This is a genomic window from Blautia sp. MB18-30, assembly GCF_023669475.1.
Lineage (GTDB): Bacteria > Bacillota > Clostridia > Lachnospirales > Lachnospiraceae > Blautia_A > Blautia_A fusiformis.
In genome coordinates this window covers 16,900-33,308 of the sequence record NZ_JAMOYY010000006.1, presented here as the reverse complement: position 1 = coordinate 33,308, position 16,409 = coordinate 16,900, and the positions used below count along the sequence as shown (strand labels likewise).

Annotated in this window: 11 protein-coding genes; all 11 read right to left on the bottom strand. The window is 47.1% G+C overall.

Annotated elements, in window-relative coordinates; translation table 11 throughout:
* Positions 1-6: 6 nt before the first annotated feature.
* Complete coding sequence (locus NCY57_RS04225) at positions 7-1,230, bottom strand: LL-diaminopimelate aminotransferase (RefSeq protein WP_250789509.1); 1,224 nt, start codon at positions 1,228-1,230, stop codon at positions 7-9.
* Positions 1,231-1,236: 6 nt separating this feature from the next.
* Entirely contained in the window at positions 1,237-2,676 is a 1,440-nt protein-coding gene (gene gatB, locus NCY57_RS04220; protein ID WP_092069315.1) for an Asp-tRNA(Asn)/Glu-tRNA(Gln) amidotransferase subunit GatB, read from the bottom strand.
* Positions 2,673-4,145, bottom strand: coding sequence for an Asp-tRNA(Asn)/Glu-tRNA(Gln) amidotransferase subunit GatA (gene gatA, locus NCY57_RS04215; protein ID WP_173733608.1), 1,473 nt, complete (start codon positions 4,143-4,145; stop codon positions 2,673-2,675). The genes gatB and gatA overlap by 4 nt, the downstream gene beginning before the upstream one ends.
* 15 nt (positions 4,146-4,160) lie before the next feature.
* Positions 4,161-4,454 carry an Asp-tRNA(Asn)/Glu-tRNA(Gln) amidotransferase subunit GatC gene (gene gatC / locus NCY57_RS04210; protein WP_110102034.1) on the bottom strand — a complete coding sequence of 98 codons (294 nt, stop codon included), beginning with the start codon at positions 4,452-4,454 and terminating at the stop codon, positions 4,161-4,163.
* 14 nt (positions 4,455-4,468) lie between these two features.
* Positions 4,469-5,800: an aspartate--tRNA(Asn) ligase gene (gene aspS / locus NCY57_RS04205; protein ID WP_022426749.1), complete on the bottom strand. Its 1,332-nt coding sequence runs from the start codon at positions 5,798-5,800 to the stop codon at positions 4,469-4,471.
* A gap of 121 nt (positions 5,801-5,921) precedes the next feature.
* The gene (locus tag NCY57_RS04200) at positions 5,922-6,476 is read right to left on the bottom strand and encodes an ANTAR domain-containing response regulator (RefSeq protein WP_015525749.1); all 555 of its coding nucleotides are present in this window, start codon (positions 6,474-6,476) and stop codon (positions 5,922-5,924) included.
* Positions 6,477-6,514: 38 nt separating this feature from the next.
* Positions 6,515-7,837 (bottom strand): glutamine synthetase family protein, encoded by a 1,323-nt coding sequence (locus NCY57_RS04195; protein ID WP_118608257.1) that lies wholly within the window; start codon positions 7,835-7,837, stop codon positions 6,515-6,517.
* Between the two features lie 229 nt (positions 7,838-8,066).
* Entirely contained in the window at positions 8,067-9,554 is a 1,488-nt protein-coding gene (locus NCY57_RS04190) for a glutamate synthase subunit beta (RefSeq protein ID WP_250789508.1), read from the bottom strand.
* 13 nt (positions 9,555-9,567) lie between these two features.
* Positions 9,568-14,121 (bottom strand): glutamate synthase large subunit, encoded by a 4,554-nt coding sequence (gene gltB, locus NCY57_RS04185; RefSeq protein ID WP_250789507.1) that lies wholly within the window; start codon positions 14,119-14,121, stop codon positions 9,568-9,570.
* Complete coding sequence (locus tag NCY57_RS04180; RefSeq protein WP_022426745.1) at positions 14,118-15,746, bottom strand: CTP synthase; 1,629 nt, start codon at positions 15,744-15,746, stop codon at positions 14,118-14,120. The genes gltB and NCY57_RS04180 overlap by 4 nt, the downstream gene beginning before the upstream one ends.
* Positions 15,747-16,067: 321 nt before the next feature.
* Positions 16,068-16,301: an HPr family phosphocarrier protein gene (locus tag NCY57_RS04175; RefSeq protein ID WP_431833604.1), complete on the bottom strand. Its 234-nt coding sequence runs from the start codon at positions 16,299-16,301 to the stop codon at positions 16,068-16,070.
* Positions 16,302-16,409 lie beyond the last annotated feature (108 nt).

The window sequence follows — 16,409 nt, the reverse complement described above, 5'->3', positions numbered from 1 at the left end:
CCTGTATTACAGATTTTTAATTCTCTCAATCGCTTCCAGTGTATTCTCATAGCTTCCGAATGCTGTCAGACGGAAATATCCCTCACCATGTGCACCAAAGCCTGAACCTGGTGTTCCTACGATGTGTGCTTTCTCAAGGAGATAATCAAAGAACTCCCAGGAGGTCATCTGATCCGGTGTTTTCAGCCAGATATATGGAGCATTTTTTCCACCGGACACGGAAAATCCTGCTGCGGAAAGGCCCTCGAGGATCGTCTTTGCATTACGCATGTAATAAGCGATCTGCTCCTTCAGCTGTGCTTTTCCCTCCGGAGAGTAAACAGCCTCGCCTGCTCTCTGTACAATGTACGGAGCACCGTTAAACTTGGTTCCGTGGCGTCTTGCCCAGAGACTGTGAAGCTCTACGCCATCACACACCAGTTCCTTCGGAACAACGGTAAAGCCAAGACGAACGCCTGTAAAGCCAGCATTTTTGGAAAAGCTTCGAAGCTCGATGGCACAGGTTCTCGCACCCTCGCACTCATAAATGCTGTGCGGGACATCCTCCTCAGAAATATATGCCTCATATGCTGCATCATAGATGATCACGCAGCCGTTTTTGTTGGCGTAGTCGACCCACTCCTGAAGAGCAGCTTTTGTGATGGCACCACCAGTCGGGTTGTTCGGGAAGCAGAGATAGATCAGATCCGGTACTTCATCTGCCGGTATCTCCGGAAGGAAACCATTCTCCTCTTTGCAGGGCATGTAGATCACACCGTCAAAGTTCTCACGCTCTTTGTTATAAAGGCCAGTACGTCCGGCCATAACGTTGGTATCTACATATACAGGATAAACCGGGTCGCAAACTGCAACCTTGTTATCCAGTCCGAAGATCTCCTGGATGTTTCCGGAATCGCTTTTTGCTCCATCGGAAACAAAGATCTCGTCTGCGCTGATGTCGCAGCCTCTGGACTGATAATCATTTTTTGCAATGGCACTTCTTAAGAATTCATATCCGAGATCCGGAGCATATCCGTGGAAGGTTTCTGCGTGTGCCATCTCGTCTACGGATTTATGAAGGGCATCGATGATCGCCGGTGCAAGCGGCTGTGTCACATCACCGATTCCAAGACTGATCACAGAATCCTTAAATTCCGGATTGGCCTCCTTATATGCGCTTACCTTCTTTGCGATATTGGAAAACAGATAGCTTCCCGGAAGTTTTAAATAATTCTGATTTACTGTAACCATAGTATTTTATCTCCTTCTCTCAATTTCCTCTGCCAGTGCTTTTCTGACGCTGTCAGGATTTGCCTTGCCTTTCAGTTCTCTCATCAGCTGTCCTACAAAAAATCCCATAACCTTATCCTTGCCGCCCAGAAGCTCTGCCAGCGGTCCGGGGTTTGCATCTACGATCTTTTTCACAGTTTCGGTGAGAAGGCCTGTATCTTCTACGATCTTAAGGCCATTCTCTTCTATATATACAACCGGATCAATATCCTCGTCAAACACTTTTTCAAATACTTTCTTGGCATTCTGTGCGCTGACCTCTTTTTTCTCCACCATGGAAAGAAGGTCTGCCAGATGCTTCGGGGTAAAGCTTACCCTTTCCGGATCAAGGCCCTTGTCCTTTGTCAGGCGGAGAACCTCCACCATAAACCAGTTTGCCACCTTTTTCGGGTTTCCGAGAAGAACTGCTGTCTCCTCAAAAAGTCCTGCCAGATGTCTGGATTCGGTCAGGATCCCTGCATCATAAGCCGGAAGCTCATACTCCTTCTGATAACGTTCCATCTTGGCTTCACGAAGCTCCGGAATGGAAGTACGCAGCTCTTCGATCCATGCATCGGAAATGTGGATCGGCGGAAGATCCGGGTCCGGGAAGTAACGGTAATCCTTTGCATCCTCCTTGGAACGCATTGCATGGGAAGACTCTTTGTTATCGTCCCATCTTCTTGTCTCCTGTACAACAGCTCTTCCTTCTTCCAGAAGCTCGATCTGACGTTCTCTCTCTCCTTCGATCGCTCTCGCAATGGCCTTGAAGGAGTTCAGGTTCTTCATCTCTGTTCTTGTTCCGAAGGTCTCACTTCCCACCTCACGGACGGAAAGGTTGACATCGGCACGCATGGAGCCCTCCTGGAGCTTACAGTCAGAAACTCCAAGATACTGCATGGTGCAGCGGAGCTTTTCCAGATAAGCGATAACCTCCTCGGAGCTTCTCATATCCGGCTCGGATACGATCTCGATCAGCGGTACCCCGCTTCGGTTGTAGTCAACCAGGGAGCAGTCTTCCCACTCATCATGGATCAGCTTACCGGCATCCTCCTCCATATGCATCTCATGGATACGTACAGTCTTTTTGCCTGCGGAAGTCTCGATCTCAACAGCTCCGTCATAACAGATCGGCAGATACAGCTGAGAGATCTGATAGTTCTGGGGGTTATCCGGGTAAAAATAGTTCTTACGGTCAAACTTACAGTACTGATGGATATGACAGTTTGCCGCAAGACCTGCCTTGATGGCAAACTCTACCACTTTTTTGTTGAGGACCGGAAGAGAGCCCGGCATACCGGTGCAGACCGGGCAGGTATGTGTATTTGGTGCGCCTCCGAATTCTGTGGAGCATCCGCAGAAGATCTTTGTTTTTGTGGCAAGCTCCACATGCACCTCAAGTCCTATGACTGTCTCATACTGTTTCATGCCTTTTCTCCCCCTTCCATTGCTGTTCCGAAATCACCGCGTTTTTTCTCATAGGCGTGTGCTGCGCGGAACAGGTTGTTTTCTTTGAAGCAGTCACCGATCATCTGGATCCCGATCGGAAGGCCTGCTGCGTCTTTTCCGCATGGGACGGTGATTCCGGGAAGTCCGCACAGGTTTACTGCTACCGTATAAATATCGCCAAGATACATGGCAAGAGGGTCTTTCAGGCTCTCTCCCAGCTTCGGTGCGGTAAACGGTGATGCCGGGGCAAGAAGAACGTCATATTTGGAAAAGGCCTGATCAAATTCCTTTTTGATAAGGGCTTTTGTGCGAAGTGCTTTCAGATAGTAAGCATCGTAGTAACCGGAGCTTAACACAAAAGAGCCAAGCATGATACGGCGCTTTACTTCCTCGCCGAAACCTTCAGTTCTTGTCTTTTTGTACATGTCATGAAGTCCCTCGTACTCTTTTGCACGGAAGCCGTACTTCACACCGTCAAAGCGCTCCAGATTGGAGCTGGCCTCTGCGCTGGCAATGATGTAGTAGGCAGGGATCATATATTCTGTTGTCTTCATGGAGAAAAATTCTACCACTGCGCCCATCTCGGTAAGGCTCTTCAGCGTATTCATAAAGGCCTCTTTTACCTCCGGGTTCAGTCCCTCTGAGAGATATTCCTTCGGCACGCCGAATTTCATTCCCACGATCTTATCTGTCATAGAAGCGGAGAAGTCAAGATCCTCTCTCTTCATGGAGGTGCTGTCTTTTGCATCGTGTCCGGCAATGATCTCAAGAAGTGCCGCACAGTCTGCAACATCCTTTCCTACCGGTCCGATCTGATCCAGAGAGGATGCGTAGGCAACCAGTCCGTAACGGGATACTGTTCCGTAGGTCGGTTTGATTCCGGTAACACCGCAGTAGGAACTTGGCTGACGGATGGAACCGCCGGTATCGGAGCCAAGTGCCAGGTAAGTTTCCCCTGCTGCCACTGCCGCACAGGAGCCGCCGGAGGAGCCGCCCGGAACATGCTCCAGATCCCACGGGTTTCTGGTGACGCCGTAAGCGGATGTTTCTGTGGTACTTCCCATGGCGAACTCATCCATATTTGTCTTTCCGATGATCACAAGACCTGCCTGTTCCAGACGGTCAATAACCTCGGCATTGTACTGCGGCACAAAATTCTCAAGGATCTTTGATGCACAGGTAGTTGTTTTTCCCTTAATGCAGATATTATCCTTAATTGCAATAGGTACACCGGCAAGAGGTCCTGTATAGGTTCCATCCTCAATGCCCTTCTGTACCTCTTTTGCTCTTGCATAGGCTTCTTTTTTGTAAGTATCAAGATAAGCGTGGACCTTGTCCTCTTTTGCTTCGATCTGATCAAATACGTATTTCACACCGTCCAGGACGCTTATCTGATGCTGCTTGATCTTTTCCGCAAGCTGTAATGCGGTTAATTTTCCCAAATCCATGTCCTGTCTCCTGTCTTATCCAATTGTTTTCGGAACCTGATACTGGTTTTCTTTCTGTTTCGGTGCATTGGCAAGCATCGCCTCATGATTGTCTCCGTTTGTCACAATATCTTCACGAAATACATTTTCGTCCTCAAAAATATGGGACATGGGCTCTACGGAAGAAGTGTCAAGTTCATCCAGCTTGTCTACATAGTCCAGCATCTTCTGCATGTCCTCTTTTGCTTTTTCCTTTTCATCCTCTGTCAGAGAAAGCTTCGCAAGGATGCAGACATTTTCCATTGTTTCATCATCGATTATCTTTGCCATCTTTTTTCTCCTTATTACGGCTCAAGTCTGTTCATATCACGTGGGAACAGACAGGTCTCACGAACGTTTTCTTCTCCGAGGATCTGCATGGTAAGACGTTCCAGTCCGATTCCAAGTCCTCCATGAGGCGGCATTCCATGCTTGAAGGTATCCAGATACTGCTCCATACCCTCTTCATCCATACCACGGGCTGCGATCTTATCCTTCAGCATCTGATAATCATGGATACGCTGTCCGCCTGTAGTTACCTCAAGTCCCTTGAACAGAAGATCAAAGCTTAATGTAAATTTCTCATCTGACGGATCATCCATTGCGTAGAACGGACGCTTCTTAGACGGATAATGTGTGACAAAAACAAAATCAGCATCATATTCTTCTTTGAAATATCTTCCGATCAGCGCTTCTTCCTCCGGCTCCAGATCATATGGGTTGCGGATCTTACGTTTATATTTTTCAGCTACCAGCTCTTTGGCCTTGTCAAAACGTACTGCCGGGATCTTGTCCACCTTCGGAAGCTCCACTTTCAGAATGGAAAGCTCATGAGCGTAGTCTTTCTTAAGAAGCTCTACCGCATACTGGAGAAATCCGGTTTCCATCTCCATGATATCCTCAAATCCGTTGATATAGCCCATCTCAAAATCAAGGCTTGTATATTCATTCAGATGACGTTTTGTGTTATGCTTCTCTGCACGGAATACAGGGCCGGTCTCAAATACACGGTCAAAAACACCTACCATCATCTGTTTATAAAACTGCGGGCTCTGTGCCAGAACTGCCGGTTTATGGAAATAACTCAGCTTGAACAGGTTTGCACCACCCTCTGCACCTCTGGCTCCGATCTTCGGTGTGTGGATCTCGGTGAACCCCTTCTCATAGAGGTAATCACGAAATGCCCGCACCAGAGCCTCCTGAATCTTGAATTTTGCACGCTCCTGCACATTACGCAGGGCGATAGGACGATAATTCAGCTTTGCCTCCAGGGAAGTGTTCAGCTTCCATTTGTCGATGGCCAGCGGAAGAGGCTCTGCAGGTGAGGAAAGGATCTCCACATGGCTGATGCGGAGTTCTCTTCCGTGAGGCGCTCTTTCTTCCTCATGAAGAGTTCCTGTGAGGCGCACACACATTGCCTCCTTCAGATCATGAATGGAAACATTTGTCTTGTCGTTTTCATATACGGTCTGAAAAAGCCCTTCTTTTTTTCGAAGTATCACAAATGCCACGTCACCCATATTACGGATGCTGTGTATTGCACCTTCCACTGTTGCTTCCTGGTCTTTCATGCTCTCGGAAAGAAGCACATCCCAGGCACATTCTCTAGTCTTACAGATTCCATCCATAAATTCCATTCCCTCATCCTCCAATTCAAAGTAGTTTCACCGAATCAGGAAATCCCCTGCGGAATTTTTCCCGATCCGGTGTGATATCAGGCATTCAGAGCAGATCATTTCTGTCCGCCCTGTTGTTTTTTTACACAGAATCATATAAAAGCATCAGAACCATCTGGGCCGTCTCCACCATATTGGTCCCGGAATCCATACTGCATTTCTGGATATAGCGGTATGCGTCATCCTCGCTCAGGTGATTTCTTTCCATTAGAAGCATCTTTGCATTTGAAATATAATTCTGTTCTTTCCATGAACGCTGCTTCGGCTTTTTCTTATCTTTTTTCCAGCGCCTTTCGATCTGGGAAAGCATCATGCTTACCGTATTTACCAGATCTCCGACTTTCAGAGGCATTCCCACGCATAAAATGGATGTTGGCGCCTCACTGATCACTCCCCGGGAGGCCATAAGCAGCATTTCAAAATAATCCGGCATATAGTCCAGAAGATCACGGTAGTACATATCCTGAAGATGATAACCGCAAAGCAGAACGCCGCCATCAAGCTCCGAGATACTGGCAAGAGCATTGGCACCTGAATTGCATACTGCCGCCACCGTGAATCCATATCGGTTAAGGACTGTGCGGATCTTTTTTGCATCTTCTATTTTCGGTAATGCAATCACGATACTCGTGTTCATAAGCCGCCACTCTCTTTCGTCCCATTATGCCTCGTTCATCAGATCCGATACAGATACTCCTCGATCTCCCAGTCGGAAATCTCCTGGGAATAACGCAGCCACTCTTTTCTCTTGGCCTGCGCATACTGTTTGCAGAAAGCTTCTCCAAGGATTTCCTTCATCCAGCTGCTGTCCTCAAACAGTGTGATCGCTTCCCGCAGGTTCTCCGGTAAATTCTCGATACCCTGTTCCTTCTGATCCGACTCGGAAAGAGAACGGTTAGAAGCTTTTGTAGGATAGATCTTCTTCTGGATTCCATCCAGGCCCGCTGCCAGGCATACCGCAAAAACAAGGTATGGGTTGGATGCAGCATCCGGGCTTCGAAGCTCGATCCTGGTATCAGCACCATTGACTCTCGAAATCCTTACCAGTGAATTCTGGTTATTTCTCGTCCAGGTCAGCTCTGTAGGCGCATCAAATCCAGGTACAAGACGCTTATAAGAATTTACAAGCGGATTGGTGATCAGAGTCATCTCACGGCTGTGAGCCAGAAGACCTCCGATAAAATAGTATGCCTCTTCACTTAATCTGGACGGATCCTCCGGATCCACGAAAATATTTTTTCCATTTTTAAACAGTGAAAAATGAATATGCATGGCTGAACCGTTTACTTCCCGTCTTGGCTTCGGCATAAATGTCGCATGAAGTCCATGACGTTTGGCTACAGTTCTTACTGCCATCTTAAAGGTTATAACTTCGTCTGCCATCTCACGTGCTTCCCCGTAATGAAGGGCGATCTCATGCTGTGCAGGTGCTGTCTCATGATGAGAGGATTCCACCTCAAATCCCATATCCTCAAGAGTCAGTACCATGTCACGTCTTGCATTTTCGCCTAAGTCCACCGGACTTACATCCAGATATCCGGCCTTTTCGTGAGAAACCGTTGTAGGCATTCCGTTATCATCAATATGAAACAGGAAAAACTCGCATTCCGGGTCAACATAACAGGTATACCCTGCCTCCTCTGCTGCCTGCGCTGTTTTTTTCAGAATATATCTGGAGCTCATCTCATGCTCTGATCCGTCTGCACGGCGCATATCACAGATCAGTCTTGCAACCTTTCCCTGCTGAGGACGCCATGGAAGAATTGAAAAAGTATTATAATCCGGATACAGAATCAGATCCGGCTCCTTTTCTCCCACAATGCCCGCAATATGAGAGCCATATACAACGCACTGGTTATCCAGGGCTCTTGGAAGCTCTCTTGCTGTGATCGCAATATTTTTCAGAGTTCCAAACATATCTGTAAACTGGAGGCGGATGAACTCTACGTCTTCCTCCTCTGCCATTGCAAGAATCTCTTCTCTGGTATAATTCCCCATGGTATTCTCTCCTTTATTTCCTCATCACACAAAATAATTACCCTCAAAATCAGAAAAAGGGTGCACTTCAGAGAGCTTCCGCTCCTGAAGAACACCCTTGTTCATGGACGTAATTATAGCAATCGGCCAATTCTTTGTCAACCATTTTTTAAAAGGGGCAAAAGTTCAAAAGCTTTATCGCGGAAACACGAACAGTTTTTTTGATCTTTTGCCCCTGGTATCTGTTATTTTACTGTAAATAGGAATAGCTCATCAGTGATTCATCCACTGCTTTCGCAGCCTCACGTCCTTCATGGATCGCCCATACTACAAGGGACTGTCCACGATGCATATCACCTGCTGTGAACACACGATCTACGCTTGTTGCATACTGCTCCGGTTTTGTTTCCACATTGGTTCTTGGTGTAAGCGCTACACGGAAAGCATCTGTCACATATTTCTCGCTGCCAAGGAAGCCTGCCGCAATAAGAACCACATCTGCAGGGATCACTTCCTCACTGCCCTCAACCGGTACCATATTGAATCTTCCGGTCTTTTCATCCTTTACGCTTTTCATTTTTACGATCTTGGCCTTGCAGACATTTCCTTTTTTGTCCTTGATAAACTCGGTAACGGTTGTCTGATAGATCCGAGGATCATGGCCGAATACTGCAATAGCCTCTTCCTGGCCGTAATCGGTTTTCAGGACCTTCGGCCACTCCGGCCATGGATTGGAAGGAGCTCTTGCTGCAGGAGGCTGCGGCATCATCTCAAGCTGTGTTACAGATTTCGCTCCCAGACGGATGGATGTTCCCACACAGTCATTACCGGTATCACCACCGCCGATGACCAGAACATTTTTGCCCTTTGCAAGCTCATATGGGAATTTTGCAAAATCTGTATCCAGAAGACTTTTTGTTACCTGCTTCAGGAAATCCACTGCAAAGTAAATTCCCTTGGCATCTCTTCCCGGAACCTTGATATCTCTCGGATGAGAAGCTCCACAGCAGAGAATGACACGGTCATAATCCTTCAGAAGCTGTTCTGCAGTGATATCAACACCAACATTGATATTGGTAACAAATTTCACGCCTTCCTCTTCCATCAGCTTCAGTCTGCGGTCAATGATCTTTTTCTCCAGCTTCATGTTCGGAATGCCGTAGCGGAGAAGTCCTCCGATACGGTCGTTTCTCTCAAATACGGTTACGCTGTGGCCACGGCGGTTCAGCTGCTGTGCTGCTGCCAGTCCGGAAGGACCACTTCCGATGACTGCGATCGTCTTTCCTGTGCGGACAGGCGGGATCTGCGGTTTTACCCATCCTTCTGCATAGGCTGTCTCAATGATCGCTTTCTCATTCTCCTTTGTGCTGACCGGATCTCCGTTCAGGTTACAGGTACATGCAGCTTCGCAAAGTGCTGGACACACTCTGGATGTAAACTCCGGAAAGCTGTGTGTCTTGTTTAAACGAAGGAATGCCTGCTTCCAGTTTCCTGTGTACACAAGATCATTTGTCTCAGGAACCAGGTTGTGCAGCGGGCAGCCAGAAGCCATTCCGCCGATCATCATACCTGACTGGCAGAAGGGGACGCCGCAGGCCATGCAGCGTGCTCCCTGAAGTTTCTGTTTTTCTTTATTTAATGGAATACGAAATTCGTTGAAATTCTGAATACGTTCCTTTGGCGGCAGAACCTTTGCCGTTTCTCTTTCATAATCTAAAAATCCAGTTGGCTTTCCCATTTCCTCATCCTCCTTAATGTTTCACGCCGATGCTCTCATAGAACGCTTCCATCTGTGCCTGCTGGCTGGTCAGACCTTTTTCTTCCAGCTTTGCACTTAATGTGATCATTCTCTTGTACTCATCCGGAATGAGTTTTTTGAAGTGAGGCAGATAGGAATCAAAATCAGCCAGCACCTTCTTACCGATCTCAGAGCCTGTTGCTTCCACATGAGCCTCGATAAGATCACGAAGCTCTTTTTTATCATATTTATTATCCACTTTTTCAATGGAGATCATTGCTTTATTGAGGTTCTTGTAAAGAACGTTATCCACATCAAGGACATAAGCGATACCGCCGCTCATACCTGCTGCAAAGTTCTTTCCTGTTTTTCCAAGAACTACCACACGGCCGCCTGTCATGTACTCGCAGCCATGCTCGCCAACACCCTCAACAACTGCAACCGCACCGGAGTTACGTACTGCAAAACGCTCACCGGCAACACCGTTGATAAATGCAGTTCCGCTGGTCGCACCATAGAGTGCCACGTTTCCGACGATGATGTTCTCTTCAGCCTTGTATCCGGCCTTCTCCGGAACCTTAACGATCAGCTTTCCACCGGAAAGGCCTTTTCCGAAGTAGTCGTTGCTGTCACCGGTCAGTTTCAATGTCAGTCCTTTCGGAATAAAGGCACCGAAGCTCTGTCCGCCTGCACCTGTACAGTTTACAGTTACCGTATCCTCCGGAAGTCCATCCTTATGATTTCTTGTGATCTCAGATCCGAGGATGGTACCAAATGCACGGTCTGTATTGGTAACATTTACATCAACAGAAACTTTCTCACCCTTCTGGATCGCCGGTGCACATTTCTTGACCAGAACTTTTTCATCCAGAGTTTTCTCAAGATTGAAATTGTATACAGCCTTCGGATCAAAGGTTACTTTGCCCTTTCCTGCATATGGGTTATTCAGGATGGCACTTAAGTCAACCTTACCCTTATGCGGCTCCTGCACACTGTCAGAAACTGTAAGAAGGTCTGTACGACCTACCATCTCATCGATGGTGGCAACACCAAGGCGTGCCATGTACTCTCTCAGCTCCTGTGCAATAAAGCGCATGAAGTTCTCCACATACTCCGGTTTTCCGCGGAATCTCTTACGCAGCTCCGGGTTCTGTGTAGCCACACCTACCGGGCAGGTATCCAGATTGCAGACTCTCATCATCACGCAGCCCATCGTTACAAGTGGCGCTGTTGCAAAACCGAATTCCTCTGCACCGAGAAGTGCTGCAATGGCAACGTCACGGCCGCTCATCAGCTTACCGTCTGTCTCGATACGTACACGGTTACGAAGTCCGTTCATGATCAGCGTCTGGTGTGTTTCTGCAAGTCCAAGCTCCCATGGAAGTCCTGCATTATGGATAGAACTTCTTGGCGCTGCTCCTGTACCTCCGTCATATCCGGAGATCAGAACAGTCTGTGCACCGGCCTTTGCAACACCGGCTGCAACCGTACCAACACCCGCCTCAGAAACCAGCTTTACGGAAATATCCGCATATTTATTGGCGTTTTTCAGGTCATAGATCAATTCTGCCAGATCCTCGATAGAATAGATATCATGATGTGGCGGCGGAGAGATCAGGCTGACTCCCGGTGTGGAATGACGGGTTTTTGCGATCCACGGATATACCTTCTTTGCAGGAAGATGTCCACCCTCACCCGGCTTTGCACCCTGTGCCATCTTGATCTGGATCTCTCTTGCGGAAACCAGGTAACGGCTGGTAACGCCGAAACGTCCGCTGGCTACCTGTTTGATCGCAGAGCAGCGGTCATTGTCTGTTCCTGCTGAATCCAGACGCTCATCACTTTCACCACCCTCACCGGTATTGGATTTTCCATGGAGATGGTTCATGGCAATAGCCAGTGTCTCATGTGCTTCCTGGGAAATAGAACCATAGGACATGGCACCTGTCTTAAATCGTTTTACAATATCCTCAACACTCTCAACCTGGTCGATCGGAATAGGCTCCTTGACAAACTTAAAGTCCAGAAGACCTCTTAAGTTTCCATGACCCTCGTCATCTACCAGCTTTGTATATTCCTTGAACATCTCATAGCTGCCCTGTTTTGTGGACTGCTGGAGAAGATGAATGGTACGCGGGTTATATTTGTGCTCCTCACCCTGGCTTCTCATCTTATGGGCACCTACGCTGTCCAGAGTAAGATCTGTGGCAAGTCCAAGGGGATCAAATGCCTCAGAATGAAGTTTTTCTACATTATCCTCGATATCTTCCAGTGTGATTCCGCCTACACGACTTACGGTTCCTGTAAAGTAACGATCGATCACATCCTGGGAAATTCCGATTGCCTCAAAGATCTGCGATCCCTGATAGGACTGGATAGTGGAAATACCCATCTTGGAAGCGATCTTTACGATACCGCTGATCACTGCATGATTGTAATCATCAACGGCTGCGTAATAGTCCTTATCCAGCATATGTGTATCGATCAGCTCATGGATCGTATCCAGTGCCAGATACGGATTGACTGCACTTGCACCATATCCGAGGAGTGTTGCGAAATGATGTACCTCTCTCGGCTCACCGGACTCCAGAATCAGGGCAAGGGAAGTGCTCTTCTTTGTTTTTACAAGATGCTGATGTACTGCGGAAACCGCCAGCAGGGACGGGATCGGCATATGGTTCTCATCCACACCGCGGTCAGAAAGGACCAGGATGTTTGCTCCCTCACGGAAGGCTTTGTCTACCTCTACGAACAGACGGTCAATGGCACGTTCAAGCTTTGTGCTCTTATAATATAATGTAGAAAGTGTTACAACCTTGAAGCCGTCCTTTTTCATATTCTTGATCTTCAGCATATCGGTGTTGGTCAGGATCGGATTGTTGATCTTCAGCACCTGACAGTTCTCCGGCTTCTGAATCAGAAGATTTCCGTCTTTTCCTACATATACACTTGTAGAAGTAACGATCTCCTCACGGATCGCATCGATCGGCGGGTTTGTTACCTGTGCAAAAAGCTGCTTGAAGTAATCGAACAGCGGATAATGTTCCTTGGAAAATACTGCAAGGGGAGTATCATGTCCCATGGCTCCGATGCTTTCTGCGCCGTTTAATGCCATGTTTCGGATCGAAGTACGGTACTGCTCATAAGTATATCCGAAGGCTTTCTGAAGGCGTGCTCTCTCCTCCGGAGTGTATTCGACAACTCTCTGATTCGGGATCTTGATATCACGAAGCTGTACCAGATTGCTGTCCAGCCACTCACCATAAGGCTGTTTTTTCGCATATTTTTCTTTGAGCTCATTGTCATCAATGACACGACCCTGAACGGTATCAACCAGAAGCATTTTTCCCGGATGAAGACGTTCTTTTAATACGATCTTCTCCTCATCTACAGGAAGAACACCAACCTCGGAGGAAAGGATCATATAGCCATCCGATGTGATATAGTATCTGGATGGACGAAGACCGTTTCTGTCAAGAACCGCTCCCATCACATCACCATCTGAGAACAGAATGGACGCAGGACCGTCCCATGGCTCCATCATAGTCGCATAGTACTGATAAAAATCTCTCTTCTCCTGAGAAATCGTATCGTTGTTTGCCCATGGCTCCGGAATCGTGATCATCACTGCAAGTGGAAGATCCATTCCACTCATAACCAGGAATTCCAGGGTATTGTCAAGCATTGCAGAGTCAGAACCATTGCGGTTAACTACAGGAAGGACCTTGTGAAGCTCATCCTTCAGATACGGAGACTCCATGTTTTCCTCACGTGCAAGCATCTTATCGGCGTTTCCGCGGATTGTGTTGATCTCACCGTTATGTACGATGAAACGGTTCGGATGTGCTCTCTCCCAGCTTGGATTCGTGTTGGTACTGAAACGGGAATGTACCACTGCAATGGCAGACTCGTAATCCTGGCTCTGAAGATCGCCAAAGAAGGTACGGAGCTGTCCTACCAGGAACATACCTTTGTATACGATGGTACGGCTGTTCATGGAAACTACGTAAGTATTATCATTACTCTGTTCAAATTCACGACGTGCGATGTAAAGCATACGGTCAAAGGCAAGACCTTTTTCCACATCCTCCGGTTTTTTAACAAATGCCTGCATAATGCACGGCATGCACTCTTTCGCTTTATGACCAAGAACCTCCGGGAAGACCGGTACTGTACGCCATCCAAGAAGTTCCAGGCCCTCTTTTTCCACGATGATCTCGAACATCTTCTTTGCCTGGGCACGTTTGATCTCCTGCTGTGGGAAAAAGAGCTGGGCTACACCGTATTCTCTCTCTCCGCCGATATCAAAGCCTTCTTTTTTACAGACCTTCTTAAAAAATTTGTGGGAGATCTGAAGAAGGATACCGACACCATCACCGGTTTTTCCTTCTGCATCCTTACCAGCACGATGCTCAAGATTCTCTACGATCTTAAGAGCATTGACAACTGTATCATGTGTTTTCTTTCCTTTTATATTAACAACGGCTCCGATACCGCAGTTATCATGTTCAAATTCAGGGCGGTAGAGGCCCTGCTGCTGATTTGCTACTTCTCTCATTTTTCTCATCCTTTCATTGCAGCTTCTTCTGCCGTCTTTTTATCAACTGCCGCCTGCACAAATCCACGGAACAGTGGATGTGCATGGTTTGGCCTGGATTTAAATTCCGGATGTCCCTGTGTTCCCACAAAGAACGGATGTCCGGCAATTTCGATCATCTCAACAATGTGAGCATCCGGGGATGTTCCTACAATGGACATTCCCTTTTCGTCCAGTTCCTTACGGAATGCGTTGTTTACCTCATAACGATGTCTATGACGTTCCTGGATCTCTTTCTTTCCAAAAAGCTCATAGGATCTGGAGCCTTCTGCAAGCACACACGGATAGCTCCCAAGACGAAGAGTTCCTCCAAGATCTTCCACATCCTCCTGATCCGGCATCAGGGCAATGACCGGATGTGTTGTTTCCGGTGCCAGCTCAATACTGTTGGCATCTTCATATCCAAGCACATGGCGGGCAAATTCCACAATAGCCATCTGCATTCCCAGGCAGATCCCAAGGTATGGGATCTTATGAACTCTTGCATACTGTGCCGCAAGGATCATCCCTTCCGTACCACGGTTTCCGAATCCTCCCGGAACCAGGATTCCATCTACAGAATGGAGAGTCTGATCCAGATTTTTTTCATTGAGTTCTTCGGAGTCCACCCAGGTGATATCAACCTTTGCACGGCAAGAGATCCCGCCATGCTTCAGTGCTTCCACAACACTCAAGTATGCATCATGAAGCTGTGTATATTTACCAACCATGGCGATTTTCACAGTTTTATCCGGGTGGCGGAGATTTTCTACCATATTTTCCCAGTCTGTAAGATCTGGTTTGCGATTCTCCAGTCTTAAGCTCTGCAGTACTACGTCTGCAAGCTTTTCTCTCTCCATTGCAAGAGGAGCTTCATATAAATATTCCACATCCAGATTCTGAAGCACATTGCTTACAGGCACATTACAGAACAGGGCAATCTTTCCACGGATATCCTCGGTAAGAGGATACTCACTTCTGCATACCAGGACATCCGGCTGGATTCCCATTCCCTGAAGTTCTTTTACACTGGCCTGGGTGGGTTTGGTCTTCATCTCTCCGGAAGCACGGAGATACGGGATCAGAGTTACATGGATAAGGATCGCATTGTCATGTCCCACATCATGCTGGAACTGACGGATGGATTCCAGGAACGGCTGGCTCTCAATATCACCGACTGTACCACCAACCTCGATGATCGCAATTCTGTCTTCGTCTGCGGATTTTGCTCTGTAAAAACGGCTCTTGATCTCATTGGTAATATGCGGGATCACCTGAACGGTACCTCCGCCGAAATCACCATGACGCTCTTTCTGAAGAACAGACCAGTAAATCTTACCGGTTGTCACATTGGAATTTTTGTCAAGGCTTTCATCAATGAAACGCTCATAATGTCCAAGGTCAAGGTCAGTTTCTGTACCGTCATCCGTTACAAAAACCTCTCCATGCTGAATGGGATTCATAGTTCCCGGGTCAATATTAATGTAGGGATCAAATTTCTGCATGGTCACCTGATACCCTCTGGCTTTCAGAAGGCGCCCAAGAGACGCTGCGGTAATTCCTTTTCCCAGACCTGAAACAACTCCACCTGTTACAAAAACATACTTTACTGCCATCTTCGATTTCCTCCTCCATTTTGTGTCCCACAACAAAAAGGCGTCCGGAACAGATTCCAAGGGGTGAGAATTCCCCTGTGGTATCCGTTCCTGACGCCTTTGTCAGTTATCTTTCATATAAAATATGGTTTACTATAAACTATTTTTTTTTATTTGTCAATAACTGATTTTTCATATAGTCTGCGGAATTTCTTCCTATGAAATGGATGCAAAGAAAAAACAGACGCCTGCTGAGGATTTCAAACTGATCTCCTGTCTCTGCATCCACGTCTGCCTTTTCTTTTTATGTCTTTCATATCTTGTCTGTCTCTGCACTGTCTGTCAGGCAACTGCATATTTCTGAAGGAAACGATCAAACTCATGATCCTCGCCATGACAGGTTACTGTAAGAACTCTGGTCAGATCCATGCTGAGGATTCCAAGAATAGATTTTGCATCAATTAAAATTCTGTTATATGAAATATCTACATCAAAATCACATTTACTTGCAGCCTTAACAAATTCTTTAACATCCTCTGTCGCATTCAATCTAATTTTTTTAGACATAAATATCATCCTCTCTTTTATCTCGGCAAAAAACCGGCCTTTTTTCGGCCTTGCTGTTTTCCTGTATATTCCAGACCAGCGACCTTTTTCATCTGGCTGTTCCACATTATGTCTCAT